The following is a 25,325-nucleotide window of genomic DNA, read 5'->3' as shown; positions in this document are numbered from 1 at the left end:
GACCTTTATTTCTTCGCGTAACTCACGCCCATGCCGGCGCGGACGTCGCTTTGAATCCCATAGGGCGGAATCGGATAGCGCAGGCCGTTCTTGGCCAGCGCCTTCATGCCCTCGATCGCCTTGGCAAGATGCGAGGGCTTCAAGGCCATCAGCATCTCCTCGTCCGGCACGCCGCCATAGCGCCGTTCGGCATAGCATGGCAAGGACAGGCTGGGCTCGCCGGTTTTCAGCGCCCGCCCCCAGGAATCCGCGCAGGCGGTCTCACCGACCACCCCCCATTCGAACTTCTTGTAGCCGGTATATTGCAGCCCGTTGATCAGGATGATCATCTGCCCCGGCGTTGCATAGACCAGGCAGATGTCGGGCGGATCGAGCCGCCCGCTGGCGAGCGGACTAACCGCAAGCGCCTGATACTGCCCGAACGGAACCACGTCCAGCGCCTCCTGGCGCTTGCGCGCGTCCTCGGCGGTGCCGTGCCAGACTCCGACATAGTTTTCGCCGGCGAGCCATTTTTCGTCCTGCGGCGCAAGCCCGATCACGGCGCGACACTGCGCGCCGACAAGATCGTCGGCGGTGATGCCGACCGTCCAGCCCAGACGTGCAGCCATGCTGACGATCTGGTCGGTGGTGTGGACCGCGTTCGGCCGCCGGATTTTCGGGATCGCCTCCATGTCGGCGGCGCTCGCGAACAGCTTCATGCCGATCACCGTCGTCTTCAGCCGCAGCAGGCTGTTGAGGTCGGCGACGAGGCCGGCAAGATCGATCCTGTCTGCGCTCTGCTGTTGCATGGCGTCCTCCCGACCGGCGATCGCGCGCCGGTACTCTGTTCTTGTTTTGCGACTCCCGTTTTAGTCCTTGCCCGGTCCCGGAAGCAACTCGCCGGTCCGCCCCATGATGCGATACGCCAAAAGGCCGATCCATTCGCGCACGGCGACGTCGGTCTTGCCGAGACCATCTGCCCCATTGCGGGTGAAGGCGAAGAGCCCGTCGCGCCCACCCATCCGCCAATCCACCGGATAGGCTTCGACATCGAACCCGGCCTTGCGGAAAATGCCCATTGCGCGCGGCATGTGGAAAGCCGACGTGACCAGAAGCCAGCGTTCGCCCGGCTTCGGCGTCACCAGCTGCTTTGTGAAGATCGCGTTCTCCCAGGTGTTGCGGGAGTCGCGCTCGAGGATCAGGCGCTCCTTCGGTATGCCCAGGCTTTCCAGTATGGGCGCGGTGTAGTCGGCCTCCCTCGCCTCCGTCGCGACCAGATTCGCCGAGCCGCCGGTGAAGACGATACGCGCGTTCGGATAGCGCCGCGCGAGGTCGGCCGGTGCCAGCATGCGATCGGCCGCGTGCGCAACCACGGGCGTGCGATGCGCCGCCGACAGATCGGTGTCGATCGAGCCGCCGAGCACGATGATGCCGTCGGGGGCGCCCCGCGACGGGTCCCACGCCGGGAAACGCGACTCAAGCGGATAGAGCAGAAGATTGCCGATCGGCGAGAACGCGACCAACGCCAGCAGCACCAGCGTGGTCACGGCGAGCTTGCGGCCGACCGCAGCAAACCGCGTCGCCATCAGCAGCAGCGACAGGATTCCGAGCTCGATCAGGAGATTGATCGGCAGCAGAGCGGTGCCGAGGGTCTTGGAAAGAACGAAATACAGGGGAGCCTCGCTGGAATGATCGTGCCGGGCTTGACCGGCCCGTCCATCTTCAGAAATCTTCTTGAAAGAGGATCGATCGCCGGGTCAAGCCCGGGCATAACAGGTTCTCATGACGAGTTCTGATGAAACCGATTGGACGCGGCCAATGACCCATCACCACCTGCATTCGAGCCCCGAGACCTGCCATTGGGGGTTCTTCGAAGCCGCGCTCAAACCCGTCCTCACCGTCAAAAGCGGCGATGAGGTGACGGTCGACACCATCAGCGGCGGGCCCGACATGCTGCCCGACCGCACCAAATTTCACATTCCGCCGGAGATGTTCGAGGTTCACGCCAAAAACGAGCGCATGCTGCCCGGCCACATCCTCACCGGCCCGATCGCAGTCGAGGGTGCCGAGCCCGGCGACGTGCTCGCGGTCGAGATCCTCGACGTCCAGCTCCGGCAGGATTGGGGCTGGAACATGATCAAGCCGCTGTCCGGCACCCTGCCCGACGATTTCCACGAAACGCGCATCCTGAACATCCCGCTCGACCGGTCGCGGATGGTCGGCCGCATGCCCTGGGGCCTCGATCTGCCGCTCAAGCCGTTCTTCGGCGTGATGGGCGTCTCGCCACCATCGGCCTGGGGCCGCATCTCCTCGCTCGTGCCGCGCGCAATGGGCGGCAATCTCGACAACAAGGAGCTCGGGGCCGGTGCGACACTCTATCTGCCGGTGTTCGTCCCGGGCGCGATGTTCTCCTGCGGCGACGGCCATGGTGTGCAGGGCGACGGCGAGGTCTGCGTCACCGCGATCGAGACCGCGCTTCAGGGCCGCTTCCGCCTGACGCTGCGCAAGGACCTCAGGTTCGACTATCCCCGCGCCGAAACGGCGACGCATTACATGACCATGGCCATGGACCCCGACCTCGACCAGTGCGTGGTGCGCGCGCTGCGCGACATGATCGTGCTGCTCGGCGAGACGCGAAACCTGTCGCGCGAGGACGCCTACACGCTGTGCAGCCTGGCCGCCGACCTGCGGGTGACGCAGACCGTCAACGGCTGCAAAGGCATCCATTGCATGATCGAAAAGGCGATCGTGCACGGCTAGCTCCACCCGCCTGCCCGGCCCCGTCCCCACTCCGCCGCCGCTCGGCATCCCGCGCGGCGCGCGGAGCTGCGCCTGATTTCCCGAGCGATTCCAATGAGCTGAAACACCGGTCTTGCCCGGATTTGACTTCCACCCCTGAACCTAAATAGAGTCTTAATCGTTACTTTTATGTATCCTAGTATGAGGTTAGCGTTCGGGCCATGGCCACCGAAAAAGCCGAGACTGACCGCATTCCCGTAACCTTGGCGCTCTCGACCATCACCTATCTGGAAAAACTGGTGAGACAGGGCACCCACGGCACCAGCGTTCCCGGCGTCGCACGCACACTGATCGAGGAAGGCATCCGTCTCGCCATCAAGGACGGGCTTCTGTCGATTCGCGACAACGGCAGAACGTGAGGGCGCGCCGGACGTGAGGCGGACGGATCTCGAGAGGCGGATGGCCGACATCTGCAACCTGGGACCGTTACAATGCCTGTTCTCTCACCAACTTCTTCACCGACTGCTTCTTCACCGACTTGGACCAACGAACGAATTGAGCTTCTGAAGCAGCACTTCGAGGCCGGCCTCACCTGCAGCGAGATCGCTGCCGACATCGGCGTCAGCCGCAACGCGGTGATCGGCAAGCTGTCCCGGCTCAATCTCACGCGCGGCAGGACGAGCGACGAGCGCAAGCTCGAGCGGAGCCTCGCGCCGCGGCGCGGGACGAGAGCCGTACCGCGGCTGCAATATGAGATGCTCGCCACGATCTACGGCGACACCGACACACCTGTGGTCGCGGGTCCAATCGACGATGCCAACCGCTGCTCGCTGCTGGAGCTCGCCGAGAATCGCTGCCGCTGGCCGATCTCGACGCCGGGCGCAGACGACTTCTGCTTCTGCGGCAATACCGCGCCCGACGGCCAGTCCTACTGCGTCGGCCACAGCCGCCTCGCCTACCGGCCGAACTCGCGCGCCCGTGTGATGCGCGGCTGAAGGAAAATCCCAAAACGAAAAACCTCCGGCGGGGCATCACCGGAGGTTTCTGGAGGCTTAGCATGAAGCTAAGAGCCGTGACTTTCGTAATCGGCTGAAAACAAGATAGCTGATCAACTCAGGTAAGTAAATAAGTTTGAGGGCGATCGATTCGCATAGCTCGTCTTCGTCGTTTGCAACGTGTTGCCGGATTTTCCGAAGGCCGCTTTCATGAAAAAGCCCCGGCGGTTTCCCGCCGGGGCTCTATCAGATCGGAACGGTCTTCAGCTTACCAGTTGCGCTGGGCGCGCAGCAGCAGGCTGTAGGTGTCCTGGTCCTTCAGCTCGTAGGTTGCCGCAGGCTTGGCAACCGACGCCAGCGCCGGGGTGGTGATCACGCCCGAGTACTTCTGGTCGAGGTGGCTGTAGACGAAGTCAGCCGAGAAGGTCAGGTTCTTGACCGGCGTCCAGCGGGTGATGACGCCGATCTGGCCGATGTTGAAGTCCGGGTTGCAGGTGCCGGTCAGCGAGGCGAACGCAGCGCTGCCGCAGATCAGGCCCTTCGCCGTGCCGCTGTAGTTGACCGCAGCCCACGCGCCGTAGAGCGCCGTATTCCAGTACGGGTTCCAGTTGTGGGTGTAGGCACCACGGAAACCGTAGGTCTTGGTCAGCTCGAGCTGGCCGTTGGGACCGAACACCGCGTCAGACACGCCGGCAAAGCCGATGCTCTGATACGCGCTGCCCGAACCGCCGAACATCGAGTAGCTGGTCGCCGCCAGCGACTGGAAGTTGTAGCGGCTCGCGCCGTCGGTATAGACGCCCGAGATGTTGATCACGTCGCCAGCACCGGTCGGGATGTTCTTGATCTGCAGAGCTAGCTGAACGGCCCAGCCCCACTTGTCTTCCGGATGACCGGTGACTTCGGACGCGCCGTAGTAGGCGACGTGGTTGTCGTGCGCAGCCACCGACGCCTGGAACAGGCCCCAGGCCTGGTCGACACGAACCATGCCGACGATGTCGGGCGACCTAGTGCCGCCGATATCGTTCGAGCCGTAAGCACCGCCGAGGACGCCGCTGGTGGACATGCCGGCGGTGTTCCAGATGTTGGTCGTGAAGAACTGGGTCTGGTCCTGCGCCGAAACGGTCGCGGTCACGCCCTGGCCGAAATCGGCCGTGTAGGTGAACTGGGCGACGCCGTTCACGGAGCCGCTGCCACCGACGAGCTGGTCGAAGTTGTTGCCGGGATAGTTGGTCCAGGGCGCGTCGAACTGCGACACGGACTTACCCATGGTGAAGCCGGCGAACTGGATGAACGCATAGTAGACGCCGAGCGTACCACCCGAGATCGTGCCCGAGCTTGCGTTGTTCGGCGCAGACACGCCCGTGCTTCCGAGTTGCGAGTAAACGGTCGCGCCTGTTGCCGAGCCGCTTCCCGTATAGTTATCGGTCGTCCAGGTGAACACCGCGTCAAAGTAAGTGCGAACCACCCCGTACTCAGTCGCGGTACGGGTATCGATGTTGAGGTCCTCGCGAGCGCGCGCCAAATAGTAGTTCGACAGGCGGTTGTTCGCGCCGGAAACACCGTTGTAGGCGGCGCTGTAGTTGCCGCCGGCATTGAGCGCGACTTCAGCACGCAGATAGCCGCCGAGCTTGATGCAGGTGTCGGTGCCCGGGATGTAGTAGAAGCCCGCGCCGTAGAGCGAGCAGATCTTGACGTACTCGACCGCCTTGGCCTTGACCGGAAGATCGGCCGCTTGTGCTCCGCCGACGGCGATCAGACCCGCCGCAGTGCCGAGCAAAAGGCTCTTCACCACTTTCATATAAAACCTCCAAGTTGCTCATTTTACGGAGACCGGACCGTGAGGCCCCCCAGATCCCCGTCTTTTCAAATCCGCTCGGCCGCTTCGCGCTTTTGGACACACCCGCATCGACGCGAGGGACGTGAGCGAACCACCTGCAACGGGACGATTGAGTACCCCCCACCGTCACGGGCCAATATGCCTGCGCCGTTCCGCTAATCAAAATAGTTTATTTAGTCAGCTTTGTTGTTTCACTAAACCTGTGCCCCGCGCGCAACACCGCGAGTGAGGGAATATGCTGAGCTGATCATCTTTGTAGTTTTAGTGACAAAATTACCCTGCTCTGCACTTGCGTCAGGGCAGACTTGCGTGGACTATGGCCGTGCAAGACACCGGCCGGAAAAGAATCAGATCACGGGAGTGACGCTGTGTCAGCGACCAGGAAGGAAGGGGCGCGCCTCCGCTCCATCGGCAATCTCGATATCATCAGGCGTTTCACCTGGGAAATTTCGTCGATCAACATGTATCTGGAGGAGTTGCGTCAGTTCTGGGCGAGAACGCTGGGCATCAGCGGTCCGCAATGGCTGATCCTGATGGCGATCTCCGACCTCGACAAGGACGACGGCGTGCCCGTCAACGTGGTCTCCAAGCTGCTCCACGTCGATCCGTCCTTCGTCACCACCCAGTCCAAGCTGCTGGAGAAGAAGGGCCTGCTGCGGCGGCGGCCCTCGCCGACCGACGCCCGCGTGGTGCGGCTGTCGCTGGTCGAGAAGACGCAGAAGCACATCGCAAGCCTCAACGAGCAGTACAAAACGATCCGCGAATTCGTCTTCCAGGAATTCGACGAGAACGAACTGACCGAATTCACCGGCAAGCTGGCGACGCTGAAGACCCGGCTCGAAAAGGCCTGCGTCAGGATATCCCTCGACTACTAAAACATGATCCGGAAAAGTGCGAAGCGGTTTTCCGAAAAGATCATGCCCAAGCAACAACCTAAATCGCGATGACGATTCATCCCAATCTCATCGCGCTTTAAGACAGCAGGCGGCGTTCAGATCCGCCGCCCCGTGGCGCCCAGTTGCGATTCCAGCCAGTCGAAGATGTATTCGTTGGCAAGGCTGGGATTGTCCGCATGGGCCTGCGCCGCGCCGGTCTCCTGCGCGGTGAACACCTTCAGCACGATGTCGGAGCTGCCGAGTCGCGACTTCTGCACGATCTGGCGCGCCCGGTCGGCCTTGAGCCAGCCGTCCTCGCCGAGCGTGATCAGCACCGGACAGTCGACGCTCGAGGCCATCAACGGCGCCGACGGCACCGGGACGATGCTGAGGTCGCTCATCGCAAAGCGGCTGGCGAAGAAGGATCGTTCGTGCAGGTCCCACAGACCGCCGTCGCAGACGGCCGCGGCGAGCCTCGGCTCCTGCAACACCGCGCGCGCGACGAAGGAAGAGCCCCACCCGTCGGCCACGATGGCGACGCGATCGAAATCGACGTCGCGGCGCGTCTCCAGATAATCCATGACGCTGGCAATCGAGCTCTCGAGGTCGCGGCGCTGCAGGAGCGTGTCGGTATAGTCGTCACGCTGGTCGCCGAGCAGGTCCAGCGCGAGCATCGACAGTCCGCGTTCGCGCGCATGCGGCGCGAGCTTGAACAGGAATTCTTCCTTGCGGTGTCCGGGCTCGCCGATGCAGATCACGGTCGGAGCCCGCTTGCCGGCCGGGGACGCAGGCAGGAAATAGCCTTGCAAAACGTGTCCGTCATCGGCCCAGGGAATCGTGACGACCTCGCCAGCCGGACCGCGCGCGGTGAGGAAGCGGCGCGCGCATTCCTGCATGGCGAGCACCGCGACCCAGCGGCGCTCGTCGGCCTGGTCCAGCGGCATCGCGGCCGCGCCGTAGTAATTCATTGCCCGCAGCCAGTTGCGCTGCGCGGTCGCCATGTGGCCTTCCGCGAATGCCGCCTCGGCACGCTGCCGGTTGGCTTGCGCTAGCCGCTTCCACTCGCGGTGCCAGGACTGCTCGCCGCCCTGCTTGAGCTGCCGCGCGATCATCAGGCATTCTGCGATGGTGGCGCCACCCTCCTGCGCCGCGGTGAGGAGCCGCGTGAATTCAGCGGAAATATCCTCTCTCTCCGGGCAGAGGATCCAGTCGTCGGAGAGGCATGCGGGTATCATCGGAGCTACGCTTTATGATGGCGTTACCCCTGATGGACTAAACTATTTTGGTTCACCAACCAAGCTGCCGTGCGCCGAATGAGACCCGTTTCACATCACCATCGCTTGAACATTGCTTGAACGACGGAGCATGTCGCATGCGTGACATTCCAAATCGTCATAAGGCGTCGGAAAGTGGCAAGAGGTGGCACGTAAAGTTACCTGCGTAACATGTAAATTACCTGTGTAATAATACGTCCGCACCTCTTGCCATGATGGTCGTCATACCCAGATACGCGGACGTTTCGTTGATAGTCTCAGCCAAACCGAATCAACCGAGCCGCCAGCCAACTTCCTGCGTAAAGCTTTCATAGAAGGCGCGGTCGTAGGCCTGCTCCGGCGTTGCGCGCACGCGTTCGTCAAGGCGCTTTGCGTCTTCGCCCACAAGAATGCGCCACCGGTCCGCCTTGACCCCGTCGAGGATGATCTTCGCGGCCTGCGCAGCCGTCGTCGGCGCGTCCTCGAGGAAGCTGCGGGCGCGTTCGGCGAACGCAGCCTGGATGTCCTCGTCCGACATCTTGTCAGCATCCGGCACGCCAGCCGCGACCATGCGCTTGCGGGTCAGCGCGACCTCGTCGGCATTGAGCCGCTCCGACCCGTCGGCGCTCTGCACCTTGCGCGAATTGGAGACGATCGAGGTGCCGATATGGCCGGGCATCACCACCGAGCATTTGACGTGCGGCGCGTGCAGGCGGAGGTCGTTGATCAGCGCTTCGGTAAATCCCTTCACCGCGAACTTGGCCGAGCTGTAGGCGGTGTGCGCCTGTCCCATGCCGATCGAGGCCCAGAAGCCGTTGACGCTCGCGGTGTTGACGATGTGGGCCTCGTCCGCCGCCACCAGCATCGGCAGGAAGGTGCGCACGCCGAGATAGACGCCGCCCCAGCAGATGTTGAAGGTGCGCTCCCACTGCTCGCGCGTATTGGTGAACAGGCTGCCGCCGCCACCGATGCCGGCATTGTTGAACAGGAGATGGATCCGGTCGGTCTTCTGCTGCTCGGCGAGCTCATCGCGAAACCGCTTGAGATGGTCCTCGATCGAGACGTCGGCGACATGGGTCGTGACCCGCAGGCCCTGCGGCAGCTTCTCGACCTCGCAGAGCCGCTTGGTCTCGGCCATCGCGGCTTCGGAGACGTCGCACATCGCGACATTGCAGCCCTCCGCGACGAGCTGCCGTGCGAGCTCGCGTCCCATCCCCGTGCCGCCGCCGGTGATGACGGCGATCTTTCCTGCAAAATCCTTCATGGGACTTCGGTCCCTCCCCTTGTCGGTATGTTTCTTCACAGCTAGCGCCGCGCATCGCGGCGCGCGCAAAATGTAGCAGCGCCGCATCCGCAGGTAAAAGCGGATCGGCGCTGCAATTGGACATCGATAATTTCGGCCGGCGGACTATTCGGCCGCTTCGACACGCACCCCGTTCAACGCGCCGAGTGCCTCCAGCGCCTTGCGAGTGGCGGCCTGCTGCGCCGGCGAGGCCTCCGGCATCGGTGCGCGCGGATAGGTCCTGGGCAAGCCCTGGAGCGTCTGGGCGTAACGCGTGCAGGCCGGCAGATTGTCGGCGATCACGGCGTTCCACAGCGTCAACAGCTTCTTGTGCAGGTCGAGCGCGCGCGGATGGTCGCCCGCCTTCACCGCATCCCACAGCGCGACGGAGGCATGCGGCGCCGCGGTCAGGATCGCGGCGATCGAGCCATGGGCGCCGAGCGTGTAGGACGGATACATGAGGGCATCGACCGCGCTGTAGATCAGCTTGTCCGGCGCCATCATCATGAGATCCGCGAACAGCTTGAGATCGCCCGCGCTCTGCTTGACGCCGACCACCAGCGGCACCTCGGTCATGATCCGCACCAGCAGCGCCGGTGACAGATAGGACCACGGCACCACGTTGTAGATGATGATGGGCATGCCGGTCTCGTCAGCCATGGCGCGGAAGTGCGCGACCATCGCCTCGTCGTCGGGCTTGAACAGATAATGCACCGGCGTGACCTGGAGCGCTGCGACATTCATGTCGCGCACGAGCTTGCCGCGACGGATCGCATCGCGCGTGGAGTCCACGATGATGCCGGCGATCACGGGAATGCGTCCCTTCACCGCCTCGACCGTCGCGGCCATCAGGTCGCGATATTCCTCGTGATCGAGCGTGTGGCCCTCGCCGGTCGAGCCGCCGGCCGCGACGCCATGCGCGCCGGCGCCGATCATCCAGTCGACCTGGGGCGCCACGAGCCCAAGGTCGATCTCGCCGTCCTTCCGGAACGGCGTCGTCATCGGCGGGATCACGCCGGTCGGTCGTGCCTTCATGGTCTACCCTCGCGTTTCCTTTGGTCCTGCGGCGGTCCCGCTCTCTTGACGAGTATCCGCCCGCTTTCGAGCCTATCGGCTGCGCAGGCCTTGTGAAGGGGCGCTTCGCGCGGCGCTGCCCCCACAATCGCTCATTCCTGCGATCCTTCCTCGCCCTTTTCCTTGGGGATTCCCCGTATTTGCCCGGCTTCGGTTTAGGGGCAATTTTTTTACAATCCGAATCACCAAATGGAGGTGGACGCTGGGTCGAGTCGGCTAGGTCAGCGTGTTGTTTGTGTCACAGGCTCTGGCACTCCGCTTGCATCCTCTTCGTGGTCTGAAACTACCGATGAGGTGACAGGAATGTTCGTGACCGTGGTTGCCGTGCTCTGCCGGCTGAGCGCAGCCAGCTCAGGCAGTTGCATCGAGGAAATCGTGACCGACAGCAACATGACGCCCGAGATGTCGATGATGCAGTGCGCGATCGGCGCACAGGCCCCGCTTGCCAAATGGATGGGCGAGCATCCGATCTATCACGCCAATTGGCGCCTCGAGCGCTACAAATGCGTGCCGGGTCACTACGAGATCAAGGGCCACGCCTAAGGCCCCGCAAGACTACGGATGAGGAAACGCCCCGGAGGTAGCCTGGTCTCTCCGCGCGGGCACCGCTAGCGCCAGACCCCATTGCGGCGGCGCGCCCCAGTGACGACGATCACGCCTTCCCTTTAAGCCACTGCACGCAGAATGATCGCACGCGCCTGTCGCCCTTCCGGCGTCGGCATCAGCGCGAAATTGTGCGGCTGGTCACGGAGCAGATGCAGCTCGACCGGCACGCCCGCCGCCCTCGCGCGCTCCGCGAGATCGACGCTATCGGGATAGAGCAGATCGCGCGTGCCCGAGAAGATTGTCATCGGCGCGAGCGAACGGAAGGCGCCGTTGAGCGGGCTGACGAAGGGATGGCCGACATCGAGCTCGCCGGCATAGAGCCGCCCCGCCTCAATGATCCCCGGAATGTCCTGGATCGGATCGCGGCCTGCGATCTCGACCTGCTCCGGACGGCTGACCGATGCATCGGCCGCCGGCGAGATCAGCATCAGCCGGCCCGGCTGCCGATGCCCGCGGTCGCGCAGCCACTGGCAGGCAGCGAGCGCCAGTCCCGCGCCGGCGGAATTGCCGACCACCGTGACCTTTGCGGGCCCGACATCCTCCAGCAGCATCCGCAACAGTTCGGCCGTCGCCGGCACGAGATCCTTGGCGGTGGCATGCGGCGCAAGCGGATAGATCGGCACCACGCAGACGACGCGCGCCCTGCGCGTCATCTGGCCGACGAAGCGCCAATGTGCCGGCACGATCTCGTTGATGAAGCCACCGCCGTGCAAGAACATGACGTGGTTGCAGCCCTCATGGCCCGATGATGGCGCCGTGTAATAGACCGGCCATCCGCCCATCTTGGTCAACGTCACCTCGACGCCGCGGCCCAAACCCGTCGGCTCGTAGGAGGCCGGCTGCAATGCGAGTTTCTGCACATGCGCCTGCACGGCCTCGGCCGAGGCAAGGTGCTTCTTGAACGGAAGCTGCCGCAACAGCGCGTTGAAGCAACGGCTCTGCAGGCTCGGCGCGGGATCGCCGGGTGGCCGCATCCTCAACAGCCGGCCGCCTGGACAAAACTGGAAGGCCGATGCGATCTTTGCAACGCTCATGTCAGGTCTCCTCCAGACCGGGCTCTTCGTATGGGCACGAAAAGGCTTGTGTCGACCGCCGCCACATGCGGATATAATGCGAGCATTCGCTCGCTTTTCCTACTCGCATTCGGATCACAGGCCCATGGCGCGCAAACCGCCGACAAAACCCCGGAAAAATGCCTTGCAAGCGCGATCGCGCGCCACCGTCGACGCGCTGGTCGAGGCAACCGCTCGCATTCTGGTCCGCGAAGGCTTTGAGAAAGCCAGCACCAACCGGATCGCCGAAATCGCCGGCGTCAGCGTCGGCTCGCTCTACCAGTATTTTCCCAGCAAGGAGGCGCTCGTCGCCGCCGTGATCGACCGTCACAACGAGGAGATCATGGGCATCGTCCGTGCCGCCCTCACCGAGGTCGCCGACCTGCCGATCGACAAAGCCGTGCGCCGCCTCGTCACCGTCGCGATCGAAGCCCACCGCATCGATCCCAAACTACATCGGGTGCTTGCCGAGCAGATCCCGCGCACCGGCCAGCTCAAGGACGTCGAAGCCTTCAACCGCGAGGTCCACACCCTCGTGCGCGCCTATCTCGAAAGCCGCCGCAACGAGATGCGCAAGATCGACCCGGGACTGGCGACCTTCATCTGCGTCAGTGCGATCGAGGCGGTCGCGCACAACACGGTGCTGAACCAGGCCGAGATGCTCTCGGAGAAGATGGTGAGGACGCTGGTGGATGAGACGACACGGATGGTGGTGGGGTATTTGAGGTAGTTTGCGAAAACGTCGCCTCATGCCCGCTCTACGCGGGAGAGCGGGCATCCTGCTAAGCAGTTGATTTATCTGCGGGCTGCATTGAGCCGAGCCCATGGCCATGAGTTTTCCATTTTTGATGGCGATCAATTCAGCTTTCCTATTGAGGACAAAACATATGCCCAAGAAAAATTGCCTGATAGTCCATGCCGCCGGAAGACAGCTCGACCTACTGCGCGGAGAGGCTTCCCGCATTGCGAAGGCGAACAAGGTCGACTGGTGGATCGATCGTGCCGACGTCGGCACACTTTTTTGCTTTGAAGACGCAAATGCTACAGATGCCTTCGCTCGCACCTGCGACAACTTCGGAGTCCGATGCCAAGACGGCTAGCTAAAAACCCCGCCGACTTTGTGAGCCGGCGGGAGTTGAGTGAATACCTACGAAAACCGGCCCATCGCCAAACGCGCGTCAGACGGTGGGGCCGTTCCGGGTGGATGGCGAGACCTTGAGGAGGTCCAGATTCGCCACAGACCGATTTTTCAATCTCTCCCTTGGAGAGTCGTTCCTCAGACGCCGCGATGCCAATATCTTTGTGATCTGGCGCAAAAGGAAGGCCCCAGCCAATGGGGAAGACCGGGGCCTTCACAGGCCTTGCGATGGATCACACGCAAGACCGATCGCTGGATAGCTGCAGGAGCGCTCGTTCCTCCTGCGGAACCAATCTCGACCCAAGTTGGCTGCAACTCCAGATGAGTCGCGAGAGCCAGCATTCCAGCAGCCAAATCGGGGCTAGAGTGTGTCCGAAGTTGAACTAGACGCGGGCGAAACCAACGTGCTGAAGCCGCGATCCAACTCGAGTGTTTCGCAAATCATCGATTCTTCGTAGGCCGAACCCGCGGCGAGCGACTAGGGCGCGTGGGTGAAGATATCCACTCGTCGATTTCGTCTGGCTCTACTCGCCACGAAGGTGAGACGCCATCGGCTGTCCGGGCTGTGACACGGTATCGGCGCTTACGGAGCTTGGCTGCCAAATTCTTCGCGCCATCTTCGTCTCGACATTCAATAGAAAAATTACCGTAACAAACAACCCAGCGCTTTCGACTTACTTTTCGTTTGGATCGCGCTGAACGCTCCATCTAAGGGACCCCGTGAGTCCCCAAGCCCGTCCCAGTATCAAGACTCCATTCTTACCAAACCGTTTAAACCTGTCCGCGACCTCGCCAAGGGCAGCGGACTACCTACCCATCCTAGCAACCCCCGACGCAAGACATGAGGTCTGGTGAACTTCATCAGCAAGATGTCATTCAATCACCTCGTCTGCGCGGCTCAGAACGGACGTTGGAAGCACCAGGCCGAGCGCCTTCGCAACCGGGAGGTTGACTACCGTGAAACTCGCGCGGCGCGGACGCTACTTGCTTGCCGCCAGGACAGGTTACACATCATAGCGCGGGGAGAAGACAACTCCGCTCCGGACGTCGCGCCTCCCAAGTCCCTGCGACGCAATGCATTGAAGCAGCTGTCGTGAATATTCCCCCGTCCCACAGGCTGGCATGGTGACATCATGCTCCTGTTTTGCCCGACGCGTCAAATCGATTCGGAAAAACATAATTCGCCAATGGGTTCGCTACTGTGCATGGGGTTGTTTTCGACATTTTAATTTTCCGCCCCCAGAAGCAGCCGCCCGCTACCGGTCGTCGCGCATGCGTCACGCAGCGGGAGCAGGCTCCACGCCGACGGTCAATCCACCGATGAGTTGGAAAAAATGGTCGGAGCGAGAGGATTTGAACCTCCGACCCCTAGTCTCCCAGTTATAAACGACCTGTTTTATAGCCATTCCTGACGTTGGATGAAACGTAGAAAACCCCTACAAATCCAACACAATCAAACCAATGACCACTTGCCTTTTTCGGAGCAATAGCCAGACTGCTGGCTACATACTGGCTATAAATTTGGTGGGGCATGGCCAAGATCAGGATTTCGACCGATAGCGTAGCCGCGCTGATGAAGTCTGCGGTCCCGAATAAAACAACCTTTTACTTCGACGATGAACTGGCTGGCTTCGGGCTCTATCGCACCACCACGGGCACGGGCACATATTTCGCCGAATTCCGCCCCGTAGCCGGCGGCAGCAAGAAGCGATTAAAGCTGGGCCGGGTCGGCACCCTGAAGGCCAATGAGGCCCGCGAGGCGGCCCGTAAGGCGATTGCTAACGCTGCACTGGGAAAGGACCTTGCTCAAAACCGAAGCGACGAGCGGGCCAGCCTGACGGTTGAGGAACTGGTCTCAAAATACATCGAGGAATACGTCGCCGAGCACAAAAAAGCGTCCACCGCCGGCCTTTACCGCATGCTGCACAAGAAGCACGTTAAGCCTCGGATGGGCTCAACCAAGGCAGTGGTGCTGACACGGGTTGATGTACAACGCGCGCACGCCCTGATGTCGCGCGAGGCCCGCGTATCCGCCAATCGGGCAATCAAGCTGGTGTCTGCGGCCTACGGCTGGGGCTCACGCCACGGTCACGTGCCGGAAGGCATGAACCCGGCGTCCGGAGTCAAGTTAAACGAGGAAGAGGGTCGCGAACGCTTCCTCACTACCGCCGAGCTGCTGGCGATCGGCAACGCCATGATAGAGGCCGAGACCGTGGGCCTGCCGGTAGATGCAGGGGACGCCAAGCATGCACCTGTGGGGCAGCTTGTGAAAATGTCACCTTATGCCACCGCGGCCGTCAGATTGCTCATGCTCACGGGCGCTCGCTTGCGGGAAATTCTGCACCTGCGCTGGGTTGAAGTTGATCTGGACCGCGGTGTGTTGCGGTTGGCCGACAGCAAAACCGGCAAGAAAACGATTTACCTACCGACCGCCGCTCTCGACATCATCAAGTCCCTGACCAGGCTGGGCGCATTTGTGATTGCCGGCGAATCGGCCGGGACTAAGAATGAGAAACCGCGCGCAGACCTGAAGCGCCCATGGACTGCCATTTGCAAGCGGGCTGGTGTGAGCGGCGTCAGGATCCACGACTTGCGGCATAGCTTTGCCAGCGTTGGAATCGGCGACCAGATGGGCCTGCCGGTTATCGGTACCCTCCTCGGTCATGCCGATCCCAGCACGACGCAGCGTTACGCTCACTTGGCTGACGAGGCGGCGCGCCGGGCGGTGGAGGCCATCGGCGGCAAGATCGCTGCTGCACTGAACGGGAAATAGCGCGAAGGAGACTGACCATCCGCAAGGGTTGCGGCGCACCTACGTAGACTGACGTCGCTCGCTTTCAGCCGTGTTCGCAGCCCTCAGAAGCTCTTCGATGTAGGCGGCGATGTCGCCAATCGCCGCCCGCAAATCGGCCTCCGAAATGCCCTGCCCTTTGGCAGCTCCGATGAGACGCCGCGTTAGTTCCGCCACATCCTGCGACGCGCCCGCAGTCCGGTACTGCTCGACAGCGTGGATGCTGTTCTCAGCCCAGAAATCGATAAACTCGCGGGCCTTGTCTGACATGTGACGTCCCCTGCTGGTGCACGCTTAGCGCGCTTCCGGGGAAAGCGGTAGCCCGCCCCAGCTTCGCGACTGGAGCGGGCCTCGGCGGCGCGGGCTCGATGGGTGTCAGGTACGACCGGCCGCCGATGATATAGTTTAGCGCAGCAATCGCCAGTTAGCTTTGCTTCCCCTGCATGCAGGCTCGCACAAACTCTCTCTTGGCGCGACCTTGTCCCTTCATTATTCCGCCTGCGCTCGAAAAGCCGCGTTCGGTAGCGAGCTGCCGGCACTTCTCCCATTTTTGCGGGTTGCGAAGCGCGCCCTGCTGAGCCTGTCCAACGGCGGCGGTCAGAACCAAAGCAACAAAAGCAATCAAAATCAGCTTAGTCATTCCGGGACCCCTCCTGAAATATTTACTGAAAAATTGCTGTTCAATTTTAGCATGGAATCCGCAATATCAGCAGAAGACAAAGCTAAGTAGCACAATAAGCCCGCCCCAACTTGCGCTGAGGCGGGCCAGTGACCTTTCAGCTACTGACGGATGCCGAGCGCAATGATCTCGTCGTCTGAAGTCCGCTTGGCCCACGCAGCGCGCGCACACTCCAGCCTCAGCGCGCCGTCCGGATCGTGCCGCGCAGCCCATTTGTTGAGGTTGCTCACCGAGGACTCCCCGAGATGGATGTGAAGAGCGTAAACGACGGGGTCGCAGCCCGCGTCTCTTAGGCCGGTATAGTAGGTCTTTGCACAGAAATGCGTGGAGAGATCGATACCCGCGCTAGCATTAAGATCTAAGTCAGTCATTTACTTCCACTGTCGTCCGGCTCATTTGACTGCCCTATTGGAAGTTGGCTAAATCCACATCACCACGTAGACCCTTTGACTTTGCTGATGATCTAACGGTGTTTCTCCGACGTTCGAAGAAAAAGATCGAGGCTGGCGCGGCTGAAATGGCGCTATTGATCAAGATCGAAAGACTGCTGGACGAATGGTCTCGCCGATTCTAGCGCGCCCTGGTCTCGCCAACTCAAACTGGAGTGAAGCGATGCGTTGCGCAGTCTGCGGGAAACTTGCTGAGCCGCTACCGAAAACTCATGACGGCGATGGTTTTCACTGCGCTGCATGCGGAGATTATGTGGTCTCTGGGACCGTCATCACTTCCAGATGGCTGGAGGGGCGGTCACCCACCGAGCGGCTGAAAGCGCTAGAGAACGCGAGGCGTCAAGCCCAACCCGGCAAGCTTCCAGTGATTACCACCTACTCGCTTTGACGATCGCGCGTTAAGCCGTACGAGTTACGCAGAGCAAGCCGCGTGAGCCGATCAATGATATGCCGCTCTAACCCAAGGGCGACTCGGACTGAAGGCCAAGAAATAGATGCCAGCCCGCGCCAGCCACCTGCCGACCAGCTCGGAGCGAGATGCATTGCAGAAACTGCGGGCGGGTCGCGAGCTGACACTGAGAGCCCTTGAGCCCACCGGTCAGCGCACCATAGCAAACATGCTGTCGAAGAGCTGGATTGAGCGTGGGAGCACGGCGGGGGCGTACCGGATCACGCCAGCAGGCCTCGCTGCCTTGCGCGTCAAGATACCCTAACGCCGAGAGCTGATTCGTATTTCGCCGTCAAAGGCACAGGAACCATCCTGCGGGCCAGAGATTGATCTCTTGCTTCAGGTTTCCCCGGCCTGAGGCGTCTCAACAGCGGCCTCCGCGTTGCCCCGCGGGGGCCGTCTTGTATGCGAGGTACCATGGACGAGAGCTTGCGAGTGATGCTTGCGATCGGCGCGACAGCGACCGTCGCCGCTGGGGCGTTCTTTGCCATCCGTTTTATCGTGGGATTTTACGGCTAGACGTTAGGTCTCTTCGATAGCTGCTTGTGCAGCGCATCCAGCCTAGATGTCTCACCCGCCCCGTCATCGACAACCCACGATGCCCCCGACCGCTTTACCGAAAACGCCCCATGGGGGAAGCTGGGTGTTTCCTTCCGCTCAACGCGACACAGCTTTCGCATCTCCGCGATGGCCTGAAACGACGTGAAATCCTTCCCTGCGGTGCGCTCAACGGCGAGCCGGCCTCGCTCGGCCTCTCGCCTTAGGCTGCTCGCGGTCATCCCTCCATCAGGGAAGGCGAGCTTGGCGATTACCGATAGGCGGCGTGGGGTGTCGTCGGTCCAGTCAATCGACTCGGCCATGAGCCGAGCTTAGCGCAACAAATCGGTCTAAAGTCCAATCCGAGGCGGTTGCCCTCCCCACCTCCCTCGCTCTATGGTGGCGCCTTGGGTCTGGGGGACCAATATGCGTAATTTGGGAATCGTGGCGGTTTGCGCCACATTGCTACTTGCGGGCTGTTCTTCGACACCGGCCGAACTCGAAGCTAAAGCTGCACCGATCGTCCAGACATATCCCGAAAACTACCAAGAAATTTATCGGAGAGTTTCGACGACTGCGAAGCGTTGTTTTGCCGGTAACGTCGGCGCCTACGCATCCTTTGCGGTCGACTCGGAATTGTATTCAGAACTCGGCTATGGAGAGCTAACACTTTCCTTGATCAACATGGGAACACGCAATTACTACGTCTCAGCCCGTGTAGATAAGCAGCCGGCCGGCTCAAAGCTGACGGTTCGTTCAGGCAATACCCTGGCAAGCGAGAGATACAAAACGCTGTTATTGGCGTGGGCCGGCGGCGATCAGAATTGTCCGGTTATTTGATTAAACAGGCGTGCGGGTGTACGACGCGCTCAATCCGAAACAGGGCGCTGCGCCGTGTTGGCCGTCTCCCTGGTGAAAGCAACGGAAGATTTTTCCGTTGCTTGCTTGACTACCTTCCTCTGGGCCGTGGCAGACGCGCGCCCACCTATCAGCTACGGCCCACATGAGAGAGATCGGACCAATCGCTACGCCGAAACCGCCATTGTCAGCTGGAGCCCGCTTTATCCGGGGCTTCCAGCGGGTTGGCATCGTCGTCGCGGGACTCGTTGGAATCGTCGGCGTGATAACGACGATTGTGATCGCAATCGATCAACAATCTTCCGCTGACGGCAGATACAGACAGGCAAAGTGCGTTTACGACAAGCTATCCGCCGGCCAGCCCGTCAAAATGCGTGAATACGATAAGTCGAAAATCGATTACGACGGATCGGGGTGCTTCGGCCCTGGCTACGGCGGCACCCCTGCCGAGGTAGCCATAGCGGCAGCAAACGCGCCTGCCCCTATGGAATTCTTCCTAGGTCCGTTCTTCATCGGGCTCGGCACTACCACAGTGTGCTCGGCTCTTAGCTTTGGGTTGTTTTGGCTTCTTGGCTGGCTGTGCGCCGGCTTCACGCGGGACTAAAGCATGGGCAAGCTGGTCGATGTTTGATAGGGCGCAGACCGTCGAACCTGCCGACAAAGGCATCCGCTTATTGGGGGCCGAGTCATTCAACTATGAACTGGAAGAGTCAGACTGCTTATTAATACTTCAAAGCACTGAACTAACCGTGAGAGCTGGCATCGAGTGGCCATTTCGCGGGCACCGAGACGAAAACCCGGAAGAGCCTCGCGTTCGTCGCTACATCAACGGATCTATGTCGGAGGTAAACTCTCGAACCTTCGCATTTCGCGGCACCAAATTTTTGGGTGCGGTAAGGCGGATTACGCTCAAATGCCACGAGAGCTCAAAAGACTACATCAAAGCTATGGTGTGGACGCCTGACGAGAACATGGTCGACGAGACCACGCTCCATATCGTCGTAACTCTCAAGGAAGATCACTTCAAGGAGACATTCCATCCTATCTGGCTTCGACAAGCGAAGTCCACGCTCGATCTGACGATCGATTGTAAAGGATTTCAGTGGGGTCCTGAAGCGTCCTTCGGGGAAGTTGGCGATCAGCGGCATTACGTCTTAGACGGCTCGCGCGTGGTAGAAGCTGCTTTCAGTTCCATCTACCTGCGGACTTCTCTAGGTGTCTCCCCACCTCGTTTGCCAACATCGCAGAGGTAGCCATGGGGAAGCTTGTTGCCGGCGACGATGGATTCCCCGCCGAAGAGGTGGGACCCTGGGCAGAAGAGAAGCAGGATCTACTTTGTCGATACATCGACATCTCGCGTGGAGCTCGCTCCAAGTTTATCGCCCCAGGAAAGGCCGGCGCTACCTACATCGACTTATTTTGCGGACCAGGTCGCTCAAAGATTAAAACCACCGGCGCTTTCATTGACGGAAGCTGCGTTGCCGCGTGGCGGAAGAGCGTAGCCGGCAAGGCGCCTTTTTCGCAAATGTATATCGCCGACATGGATGAGGAACGGCTCAACGCTGCGACAAAGCGTCTGCGCGCGCTTGGCGCACCTGTGGCCGCTATCCGTGGCGAAGCCGTCGATACTTCGCTCGCAATTCTGAAGCGCTTAGAACCGAAGGGCCTGCACTTCGCATTCATCGATCCGTACAGCTTGGGCGCCCTGGACATCAACATCTTCAGGACGCTCTCGCGCCGAACTCGAATGGATATGCTGGTTCACCTCAGCAAAATGGACCTTCAACGAAACCTAGACGAAAACATCGGATCTGCTCTATCAGCGTTCGACAGATTCGCCCCAGGCTGGAAAGATGTAATCGACGCTGATCAGGCTCAGCGTGGCATCCGCGGCGAGATTATCGATCATTGGAGAGACCTCGTATCTGGATTAGGTACCAAGGCATCCACCGAAATGAAGCTCCTAAAAAATAGTGGTGGCCAGCACCTCTACTGGCTGCTTCTGGTAGCCAAGCACGAGCTCGCGCACAAATTTTGGAAGACGGCTGCCAACCCAGAAGGACAAGGTGATTTTTTCAAGCTGTAGCTGAAGGCATCTCATCGTAGGTCCGCCCATTCAATGTGCGCCCAGCAGCCTTCTTATTTTTGCCGCCCCACTGCTTGAAGAAAAATGCGGTGTCGTAGCGGCGACATGCGGACTCGATTTCGCGAACCCACTCAGCATCCATCGGCCGAGCCTTCGGACCACTCTCGCCGCCCACAATTGCCCAGTGAATTCTCTTGAGGTTAGCATCGGCGACAGACCCGAGCAGTGGCTCAAACGAGATGAAGCGCACCACGGCCCGCACCGCACGCAATTCATCGATTCTGCCAAGATAGTCCGCGCTCTCTACGCTAGTGCCGAGCCAAACGTTGCGCAACAACGGCAGACCTGAGGTGATCTTGGCCATGTGATCCGGCCGTTTTGTGAGGATCTGGTATGTATGCTGTGGTGTCGCCGCCATCGTCGACCACACTTCGGCAATGAAATCCGCCGGCACATCTTCGTGGAAGAGGTCCGACATTGAGTTCACGAAAATCTGGCGTGGCTTACCCCAGCCTTTCGGCGCGTCGAGCGCCTTGCGATCCAGATAAAGCTTGCCGGTCCACTTCGCTCGGCCGCCGCTCTTTCGCGTCAGCCCCTTATACTTTGCAACACCCATGGCATCGAGGCGCGCGGCCATCCGCATGGCGTAGCAGTTGGTGCAGCCGGGCGAGAGAATGGCGCAGCCGGCGACAGGATTCCACGTCGCATCGGTCCACTCGATCGAGGTTTCAGCCATGGAGTTCCCCTTCAGAGTCCAGAGAGTCACAAGAAAGTGGTGATATTTCGTTAACTACGCACTCCCTGGGCAGCCGCCCTCCTCCGCGCCTCTCCTTGCGGCCTCACCGGCTTCCCCGCCCGATCCTCCCGCCAACGATGCACACCGCGCGCCGCGTCACGCCATCCGCGGTCACCGTCGTCAGCACCGATGGCCGCCTATGTGATGCCGGCCATCGCTGGCTGGGCGGCGCCGCTGGACTTACATCATGTGCAGTAGATCCACCTCCGCGTTGCGCGCATCGCGATCCGCGCCAATTTGCCATCCCGCGGCCAGTAGATCTTCAACCGGCGGCGTCGACATAGCCGCGATTGCTAGCGGACTCTGCTGGCTGGAACCTGCAGCGAGCGAAAAAATTGACTCGTCAGGGAGGTTCCGATGACACAGCAAAATCGGACGCCACGTGGTTCGAGCACAATGGATCCCGTTACTGGTTCCGGCGCTGGCCAAGTTCCGACGAAACCGCACGACTCCGGCAGTCAGGCGAATGAAACTGTCGATGGCCTGGACGCTCAAACCGAAACGTTGCGGCACGCGGCAGAAGATACGCCATCTGCTGCAGCACCTGACGACGAAGAAAAAGTGCCGGTCTTTGACCGGGCTGGTGCTGCGCCGAAAATCTGAGCGAGAAGACTGCCATGCACTGGCGCAAAGTGCCGAGCAGAACGAGCGGCAAGGTCTTCGATGTCGTGGTCTTGGCGTCTACCGCCTCAGTCGCCGTTTCGATTGTCTTGCTGGTTCTGCATTTTCCCGCGTGTCAGCCGAAATAGATAGAACTAGCTGTTCGTTGTCGGCCATTAAATCTCCGTAAGTGCGCAGAGCGTTTGTTGCGTATATTGCGCCATGTTGTTAGACCGCGCCTTCAACATGGAAGGAGCGCCGTTTTGGCCAAGAAGAAAAAGCTGGTTCGCCGCGAGTGGACGAAGGAAAATATCAAAGAATTGAAGGCGCACTCCAAGGCTCGCACGCCGGTCGTCAAAATCGCCAAGATGACCAAGCGAACCGAGGGCGCGCTACGTCAGAAGGCGATCGTGTTGGGTATCGGCCTGGGGCATCAGCGGTAAATTGACGCTGGCTTCGTTGAGGGAGCCGCCAAATTTCGATATTGTTTTAACGCTCGCATCTGCGCCGATCAGGTGCAGACTACTGCGTCCGTCAAGGCAGCCGGAGCTTTTAGCTTTCGCGGCCTTGGGGTTGAGGGCTCGCCTTCGCCAGCCCCGGCGAGTCCCACCTCAGTCAGCGAAGCTGACGCATTTAATTGTCCCACAGTGTAACATCGACGACATTGCGCCCAGGCACCCGCGCTGTAGGCTTCATCTCGCCGGGGCTGGACTCAATATTTCACTTATAAATTTTAACCCGGCAGCAGGCCGCAGTGGTTCGCCGCTGCGGCCTTTCTGTTGAACAACACAATGGGCGCATCACCCGATGTCGTTTTACGTCGTGTGAACCTCTTCACATGGGTATGACATCAGGACGGTTAATCTCCAGTCGCTGGCGAGAGGTTTCAGTTACAGCGGGAGGCAGCCGTGGCAGCAGACACAAAGGCGGACGACTGGTTTATTGCTGCGCACGTGCTGAGGGTACGCACGTCGTCGGGCACCGCATCGATATCGTTTAAGATTGGCAGCAGGGTAGCTAACATCGCAGCACTGTTGGGTTGCTCCGGACCAATCTCGGGAAGTGGTGTTGCGGACACGGACTTCCAATTAGACACGCAACTTATGCGCACCTTCAGCGGCCCATTTTCGTTGAAGGACATTAAGGGGCATCGCGGTGACGTCACGCAAAACGTGTCCTTTTCACCAGATGACTTGTCCGGCGTGGCATTCAATAAGAGTGGAAGCGTCTTTTTTAATTTCGATTTACCCAACACGAACCCGATGACCTTTACGATCAGGGGCCAGTGGATGGTAAAGATGGTCCTTAATCTTGGTACGACGTTTGTGATCTAGTCCGATCCTCGCGTCTTGACATGAAAGTTAGTCGAACAGGTCATCGGCTTCTTCCTCTGGGCACACGCCTTCGCTTGTCGGGCAGTTCCTCCCTCATTTACCCTACCGCTCAAGCTTAATTTCAGCCTTCGATTGCGCTCGTCGGTTGCCCGATTACGCTGCCGTCACCGGACGAGTTGCCCTGTCCGGATTCAGCATGGCGACGCCGGCGTGCCATTATACTCGGCGCGTCGGCTTCGTTCTTTCCAACGGAGACCTAAGTGTGGCCCTACGGAATCGCGGCGCTGTGCGTCGTGCTCTTGATCGTCGGAGCGGTCACCCTCATTTTTCTCAGCTTCGATTTTCCGGACGAGCCTAAGGCCTAAGTTTAGCAGTGAGACCGCCTACGACCCGTGTCGCAAAGGCTATAAAGCTGTTCCGCCTTGACCCCAAAACCGCCGCTCGACTCGCTGATGCTCTTGATGCTTCCTGCTAGGTCGCCGTTGCGAGCTGACGCTTAAGCTTGATTGAGCTGACCGATTTTGTCTGCTGAAACCCTCTTAAACGATCGTCTAACGTAATTCCGTCGCGCAACACAACGAGCCTTGACGATTTGATGATCTCGTGAAGTAAATGAACGTTTCGAGGTCCAAATGATCTGCGAGATTGTTGTTGTCGCGCTCGCCGTCTTGGCTGTCAGGCTGCTGATCGCAAACTACCTGGTACGACGACGAGACGTTTTGCTTCGCGTCTGGCGGCGCTAAGTTTCCACCATGCCTCCGCCAAACAGACGCAGCCTGCCGAACCTGCTGGACCTCACACTCGTCAAAAACGAGCTGGTGAAAGGGCAACGGATCATCGTGAACGCAGCGGCGGGTCCCAGAATGGTCGGCCGACATGGCGTTGTTCTCGGATCTGGCGGAACGCGCCACCGCCTTCGTGTTCTGCTTGACGGATCAAAGCATGAGATAACGCTACACGCGCGGTTTGTGGATGTGCTGAACGAGAACGAGCCATCCGCTTGACCGCTACAGTCTCGCGTCCGCCGCGCGCGGTTAAATCCGACGCATCAGAGGCTCGTTCGTGATTGGTCGGCACACCGCATTTACTTACAAGGGCAAAGCAGTCGATCTCAAGCAGATTGGCCGCGAGCTGAATGTTCGTTACGTGCTCGAAGGTTCCGTGCAGCGGAGCGGGGATCGTTTTCGGGTGTGCGTGCAACTAGTCGATACCGAAACAGGCAGCCATCTGTGGGCCGACCGATTCGACAAACCACTCGCCGACCTTTTCGAAATGCAAGACGAACGTAGCCGCCGTGCTGTCGGCTACTTCCCTGTTGCCCGACTCAAAATGGCTGTCATCAGTTGAGCCGGCGTTTGATTTGAGACAAAGGCCTGCCTCCTGAGTTCTCGAAAGACCTCCGGCGGAAGAGGAACGCTGGCAATGATCAGCGTTCCCGCCGGCATCGTGTTCGCTGCGATCTGCTGCTCCAGGACATTGTCGAACTGGCGCATGCGGCCCCATTTCTCGGAGGCAGTAAGTCCCCCCGTGCGGGCCACGACACGACAATAGGCAGCAACCAGGACGTTCTGCACCTCGGTCCACGAGATGTTGGGACTGGTGATTTGCAGCCTGTTGATCGCCTCATTGATTTCGTTGGCGAGATCAATGCGGTTTTCGGAAACAAATAGCCCCCCACCAGAAGTGTCGCCGATGAGATCGGGAACGGAAGCGGCTCCGATCTCAGGACATTCCAGATTCTCGGCGCCAAAGCTTTCTTGCGTTGGCCAACAGAGCAATACCAAGAGCACAAACAAGGATGTCACGCGTCGAAAGCCGCGCCCCGAGACCGCGACCAGCGAAGGAGTAACGTCCTCGATGCGAAGTCGATCCGATCTGGCTGACATGGGCATGGCCTCTCATATCTGTCGATGCCGT

27 protein-coding genes and 1 pseudogene are annotated in these 25,325 nt (G+C 60.4%); 16 read left to right on the top strand and 12 right to left on the bottom strand.

What is annotated here, in order from left to right; translation table 11 throughout:
* Positions 1-5 precede the first annotated feature (5 nt).
* Both AB7Z56_RS19695 and AB7Z56_RS19690 read right to left on the bottom strand, forming a co-directional pair.
* Entirely contained in the window at positions 6-788 is a 783-nt protein-coding gene (locus tag AB7Z56_RS19695) for a DUF169 domain-containing protein (protein ID WP_166342045.1), read from the bottom strand.
* Positions 789-848: 60 nt separating this feature from the next.
* Positions 849-1,565: a YdcF family protein gene (locus tag AB7Z56_RS19690; protein ID WP_223154008.1), complete on the bottom strand. Its 717-nt coding sequence runs from the start codon at positions 1,563-1,565 to the stop codon at positions 849-851.
* Between the two features lie 232 nt (positions 1,566-1,797).
* On the opposite strand from AB7Z56_RS19690, the gene AB7Z56_RS19685 reads away from it, so the two are divergent.
* The 3 genes from AB7Z56_RS19685 to AB7Z56_RS19675 all read left to right on the top strand — a co-directional run bounded on the left by AB7Z56_RS19685 (position 1,798) and on the right by AB7Z56_RS19675 (position 3,713).
* Entirely contained in the window at positions 1,798-2,739 is a 942-nt protein-coding gene (locus AB7Z56_RS19685; protein WP_085400755.1) for an acetamidase/formamidase family protein, read from the top strand.
* Positions 2,740-2,939: 200 nt separating this feature from the next.
* Positions 2,940-3,137 (top strand): hypothetical protein, encoded by a 198-nt coding sequence (locus AB7Z56_RS19680; RefSeq protein WP_007603456.1) that lies wholly within the window; start codon positions 2,940-2,942, stop codon positions 3,135-3,137.
* A 72-nt stretch (positions 3,138-3,209) separates the two neighbouring features.
* Positions 3,210-3,713: a GcrA family cell cycle regulator gene (locus AB7Z56_RS19675; protein ID WP_063982926.1), complete on the top strand. Its 504-nt coding sequence runs from the start codon at positions 3,210-3,212 to the stop codon at positions 3,711-3,713.
* 268 nt (positions 3,714-3,981) lie between these two features.
* Here the strand turns inward: AB7Z56_RS19675 and AB7Z56_RS19670 are convergent, their stop codons facing one another.
* A complete protein-coding gene (locus AB7Z56_RS19670; RefSeq protein ID WP_063982925.1) occupies positions 3,982-5,511 on the bottom strand; it encodes a porin in 1,530 nt (509 codons plus the stop codon).
* Positions 5,512-5,918: 407 nt separating this feature from the next.
* Between AB7Z56_RS19670 and AB7Z56_RS19665 the strand changes: the two genes are divergently transcribed.
* On the top strand, positions 5,919-6,425 hold the full coding sequence (locus AB7Z56_RS19665) for a MarR family winged helix-turn-helix transcriptional regulator (RefSeq protein WP_028152624.1): 507 nt from the start codon (positions 5,919-5,921) through the stop codon (positions 6,423-6,425).
* A gap of 116 nt (positions 6,426-6,541) precedes the next feature.
* Here the strand turns inward: AB7Z56_RS19665 and AB7Z56_RS19660 are convergent, their stop codons facing one another.
* From AB7Z56_RS19660 to AB7Z56_RS19650, 3 genes are all read right to left on the bottom strand, one after another.
* Positions 6,542-7,660 carry an alpha/beta hydrolase family protein gene (locus AB7Z56_RS19660; protein ID WP_063982924.1) on the bottom strand — a complete coding sequence of 373 codons (1,119 nt, stop codon included), beginning with the start codon at positions 7,658-7,660 and terminating at the stop codon, positions 6,542-6,544.
* A 310-nt stretch (positions 7,661-7,970) separates the two neighbouring features.
* Positions 7,971-8,942, bottom strand: coding sequence for an SDR family NAD(P)-dependent oxidoreductase (locus AB7Z56_RS19655; protein ID WP_063982923.1), 972 nt, complete (start codon positions 8,940-8,942; stop codon positions 7,971-7,973).
* A gap of 144 nt (positions 8,943-9,086) precedes the next feature.
* Complete coding sequence (locus AB7Z56_RS19650; protein WP_028152627.1) at positions 9,087-9,995, bottom strand: dihydrodipicolinate synthase family protein; 909 nt, start codon at positions 9,993-9,995, stop codon at positions 9,087-9,089.
* A gap of 342 nt (positions 9,996-10,337) precedes the next feature.
* On the opposite strand from AB7Z56_RS19650, the gene AB7Z56_RS19645 reads away from it, so the two are divergent.
* Positions 10,338-10,577 carry a hypothetical protein gene (locus AB7Z56_RS19645; RefSeq protein ID WP_028152628.1) on the top strand — a complete coding sequence of 80 codons (240 nt, stop codon included), beginning with the start codon at positions 10,338-10,340 and terminating at the stop codon, positions 10,575-10,577.
* A 122-nt stretch (positions 10,578-10,699) separates the two neighbouring features.
* Here AB7Z56_RS19645 and AB7Z56_RS19640 read toward each other — a convergent pair whose 3' ends face one another.
* The gene (locus AB7Z56_RS19640; RefSeq protein WP_441256402.1) at positions 10,700-11,674 is read right to left on the bottom strand and encodes an alpha/beta fold hydrolase; all 975 of its coding nucleotides are present in this window, start codon (positions 11,672-11,674) and stop codon (positions 10,700-10,702) included.
* 163 nt (positions 11,675-11,837) lie between these two features.
* Here AB7Z56_RS19640 and AB7Z56_RS19635 point away from each other — a divergent pair, with 163 nt between their 5' ends.
* From AB7Z56_RS19635 to AB7Z56_RS19625, 3 genes are all read left to right on the top strand, one after another.
* The gene (locus tag AB7Z56_RS19635; protein ID WP_231142100.1) at positions 11,838-12,422 is read left to right on the top strand and encodes a TetR/AcrR family transcriptional regulator; all 585 of its coding nucleotides are present in this window, start codon (positions 11,838-11,840) and stop codon (positions 12,420-12,422) included.
* Positions 12,423-12,516: 94 nt separating this feature from the next.
* The gene (locus AB7Z56_RS19630) at positions 12,517-12,792 is read left to right on the top strand and encodes a hypothetical protein (protein ID WP_223154006.1); all 276 of its coding nucleotides are present in this window, start codon (positions 12,517-12,519) and stop codon (positions 12,790-12,792) included.
* Positions 12,793-14,361: 1,569 nt separating this feature from the next.
* Positions 14,362-15,603 carry a tyrosine-type recombinase/integrase gene (locus AB7Z56_RS19625; RefSeq protein ID WP_283016699.1) on the top strand — a complete coding sequence of 414 codons (1,242 nt, stop codon included), beginning with the start codon at positions 14,362-14,364 and terminating at the stop codon, positions 15,601-15,603.
* Between the two features lie 39 nt (positions 15,604-15,642).
* Here the strand turns inward: AB7Z56_RS19625 and AB7Z56_RS19620 are convergent, their stop codons facing one another.
* The 3 genes from AB7Z56_RS19620 to AB7Z56_RS19610 all read right to left on the bottom strand — a co-directional run bounded on the left by AB7Z56_RS19620 (position 15,643) and on the right by AB7Z56_RS19610 (position 16,530).
* Positions 15,643-15,891 carry a hypothetical protein gene (locus AB7Z56_RS19620; RefSeq protein ID WP_283016700.1) on the bottom strand — a complete coding sequence of 83 codons (249 nt, stop codon included), beginning with the start codon at positions 15,889-15,891 and terminating at the stop codon, positions 15,643-15,645.
* Positions 15,892-16,045: 154 nt separating this feature from the next.
* A complete protein-coding gene (locus tag AB7Z56_RS19615; RefSeq protein WP_208088241.1) occupies positions 16,046-16,261 on the bottom strand; it encodes a hypothetical protein in 216 nt (71 codons plus the stop codon).
* 140 nt (positions 16,262-16,401) lie between these two features.
* Positions 16,402-16,530 (bottom strand): hypothetical protein, encoded by a 129-nt coding sequence (locus tag AB7Z56_RS19610; RefSeq protein ID WP_283016701.1) that lies wholly within the window; start codon positions 16,528-16,530, stop codon positions 16,402-16,404.
* 1,630 nt (positions 16,531-18,160) lie between these two features.
* On the opposite strand from AB7Z56_RS19610, the gene AB7Z56_RS19605 reads away from it, so the two are divergent.
* The 4 genes from AB7Z56_RS19605 (at position 18,161) to AB7Z56_RS19590 (ending at position 20,678) form a co-directional block, all read left to right on the top strand.
* Positions 18,161-18,574: a hypothetical protein gene (locus AB7Z56_RS19605; RefSeq protein ID WP_253571249.1), complete on the top strand. Its 414-nt coding sequence runs from the start codon at positions 18,161-18,163 to the stop codon at positions 18,572-18,574.
* Positions 18,575-18,737: 163 nt separating this feature from the next.
* Entirely contained in the window at positions 18,738-19,196 is a 459-nt protein-coding gene (locus AB7Z56_RS19600; RefSeq protein WP_354123668.1) for a hypothetical protein, read from the top strand.
* Between the two features lie 19 nt (positions 19,197-19,215).
* On the top strand, positions 19,216-19,845 hold the full coding sequence (locus AB7Z56_RS19595) for a hypothetical protein (RefSeq protein ID WP_354131599.1): 630 nt from the start codon (positions 19,216-19,218) through the stop codon (positions 19,843-19,845).
* Between the two features lie 2 nt (positions 19,846-19,847).
* A complete protein-coding gene (locus AB7Z56_RS19590) occupies positions 19,848-20,678 on the top strand; it encodes a three-Cys-motif partner protein TcmP (protein ID WP_354234585.1) in 831 nt (276 codons plus the stop codon).
* Here AB7Z56_RS19590 and AB7Z56_RS19585 read toward each other — a convergent pair.
* A complete protein-coding gene (locus tag AB7Z56_RS19585; protein ID WP_354125518.1) occupies positions 20,668-21,414 on the bottom strand; it encodes a DUF5131 family protein in 747 nt (248 codons plus the stop codon). The two genes, AB7Z56_RS19590 and AB7Z56_RS19585, sit on opposite strands and share 11 nt — an antisense overlap.
* A 417-nt stretch (positions 21,415-21,831) precedes the next feature.
* Here AB7Z56_RS19585 and AB7Z56_RS19580 point away from each other — a divergent pair, with 417 nt between their 5' ends.
* From AB7Z56_RS19580 to AB7Z56_RS19565, 4 genes and pseudogenes are all read left to right on the top strand, one after another.
* Complete coding sequence (locus tag AB7Z56_RS19580; RefSeq protein WP_283016705.1) at positions 21,832-22,077, top strand: hypothetical protein; 246 nt, start codon at positions 21,832-21,834, stop codon at positions 22,075-22,077.
* A 260-nt stretch (positions 22,078-22,337) separates the two neighbouring features.
* A complete protein-coding gene (locus AB7Z56_RS19575) occupies positions 22,338-22,517 on the top strand; it encodes a hypothetical protein (protein WP_038960078.1) in 180 nt (59 codons plus the stop codon).
* A gap of 465 nt (positions 22,518-22,982) precedes the next feature.
* On the top strand, positions 22,983-23,408 hold the full coding sequence (locus AB7Z56_RS19570; protein ID WP_283016706.1) for a hypothetical protein: 426 nt from the start codon (positions 22,983-22,985) through the stop codon (positions 23,406-23,408).
* 1,038 nt (positions 23,409-24,446) lie between these two features.
* Positions 24,447-24,692 (top strand): annotated as a pseudogene (locus AB7Z56_RS19565) (adenylate cyclase); the annotation flags it as partial.
* Positions 24,693-24,712: 20 nt separating this feature from the next.
* On the opposite strand, the gene AB7Z56_RS19560 reads toward AB7Z56_RS19565, so the two are convergent.
* Positions 24,713-25,300: a hypothetical protein gene (locus tag AB7Z56_RS19560; protein WP_283016707.1), complete on the bottom strand. Its 588-nt coding sequence runs from the start codon at positions 25,298-25,300 to the stop codon at positions 24,713-24,715.
* Positions 25,301-25,325 lie beyond the last annotated feature (25 nt).

This window comes from Bradyrhizobium sp. 482_C4_N1_8, from assembly GCF_052075965.1.
Lineage (GTDB): Bacteria > Pseudomonadota > Alphaproteobacteria > Rhizobiales > Xanthobacteraceae > Bradyrhizobium > Bradyrhizobium barranii.
The sequence above is the reverse complement of the archived record's forward strand: the minus strand, read 5'-3'. Positions and strand labels throughout refer to the sequence as shown.

Excerpts from the sequence above, each read along its gene's own strand:
- AB7Z56_RS19595 (WP_354131599.1), top strand. The coding sequence starts at position 19,216 with ATGTTTGATAGGGCGCAGACCGTCGAACCTGCCGACAAAGGCATCCGC.
- AB7Z56_RS19615 (WP_208088241.1), bottom strand. The coding sequence starts at position 16,261 with ATGACTAAGCTGATTTTGATTGCTTTTGTTGCTTTGGTTCTGACCGCC.
- AB7Z56_RS19625 (WP_283016699.1), top strand. The coding sequence starts at position 14,362 with ATGGCCAAGATCAGGATTTCGACCGATAGCGTAGCCGCGCTGATGAAG.
- AB7Z56_RS19560 (WP_283016707.1), bottom strand. The coding sequence starts at position 25,300 with ATGCCCATGTCAGCCAGATCGGATCGACTTCGCATCGAGGACGTTACT.
- AB7Z56_RS19690 (WP_223154008.1), bottom strand. The coding sequence starts at position 1,565 with ATGGCGACGCGGTTTGCTGCGGTCGGCCGCAAGCTCGCCGTGACCACG.
- AB7Z56_RS19645 (WP_028152628.1), top strand. The coding sequence starts at position 10,338 with ATGTTCGTGACCGTGGTTGCCGTGCTCTGCCGGCTGAGCGCAGCCAGC.
- AB7Z56_RS19675 (WP_063982926.1), top strand. The coding sequence starts at position 3,210 with ATGCCTGTTCTCTCACCAACTTCTTCACCGACTGCTTCTTCACCGACT.
- AB7Z56_RS19695 (WP_166342045.1), bottom strand. The coding sequence starts at position 788 with ATGCAACAGCAGAGCGCAGACAGGATCGATCTTGCCGGCCTCGTCGCC.
- AB7Z56_RS19680 (WP_007603456.1), top strand. The coding sequence starts at position 2,940 with ATGGCCACCGAAAAAGCCGAGACTGACCGCATTCCCGTAACCTTGGCG.
- AB7Z56_RS19630 (WP_223154006.1), top strand. The coding sequence starts at position 12,517 with ATGGCCATGAGTTTTCCATTTTTGATGGCGATCAATTCAGCTTTCCTA.
- AB7Z56_RS19600 (WP_354123668.1), top strand. The coding sequence starts at position 18,738 with ATGAGAGAGATCGGACCAATCGCTACGCCGAAACCGCCATTGTCAGCT.
- AB7Z56_RS19670 (WP_063982925.1), bottom strand. The coding sequence starts at position 5,511 with ATGAAAGTGGTGAAGAGCCTTTTGCTCGGCACTGCGGCGGGTCTGATC.
- AB7Z56_RS19650 (WP_028152627.1), bottom strand. The coding sequence starts at position 9,995 with ATGAAGGCACGACCGACCGGCGTGATCCCGCCGATGACGACGCCGTTC.
- AB7Z56_RS19605 (WP_253571249.1), top strand. The coding sequence starts at position 18,161 with ATGCGTAATTTGGGAATCGTGGCGGTTTGCGCCACATTGCTACTTGCG.
- AB7Z56_RS19640 (WP_441256402.1), bottom strand. The coding sequence starts at position 11,674 with ATGAGCGTTGCAAAGATCGCATCGGCCTTCCAGTTTTGTCCAGGCGGC.
- AB7Z56_RS19685 (WP_085400755.1), top strand. The coding sequence starts at position 1,798 with ATGACCCATCACCACCTGCATTCGAGCCCCGAGACCTGCCATTGGGGG.
- AB7Z56_RS19580 (WP_283016705.1), top strand. The coding sequence starts at position 21,832 with ATGACACAGCAAAATCGGACGCCACGTGGTTCGAGCACAATGGATCCC.
- AB7Z56_RS19585 (WP_354125518.1), bottom strand. The coding sequence starts at position 21,414 with ATGGCTGAAACCTCGATCGAGTGGACCGATGCGACGTGGAATCCTGTC.
- AB7Z56_RS19660 (WP_063982924.1), bottom strand. The coding sequence starts at position 7,660 with ATGATACCCGCATGCCTCTCCGACGACTGGATCCTCTGCCCGGAGAGA.
- AB7Z56_RS19590 (WP_354234585.1), top strand. The coding sequence starts at position 19,848 with ATGGGGAAGCTTGTTGCCGGCGACGATGGATTCCCCGCCGAAGAGGTG.
- AB7Z56_RS19655 (WP_063982923.1), bottom strand. The coding sequence starts at position 8,942 with ATGAAGGATTTTGCAGGAAAGATCGCCGTCATCACCGGCGGCGGCACG.
- AB7Z56_RS19620 (WP_283016700.1), bottom strand. The coding sequence starts at position 15,891 with ATGTCAGACAAGGCCCGCGAGTTTATCGATTTCTGGGCTGAGAACAGC.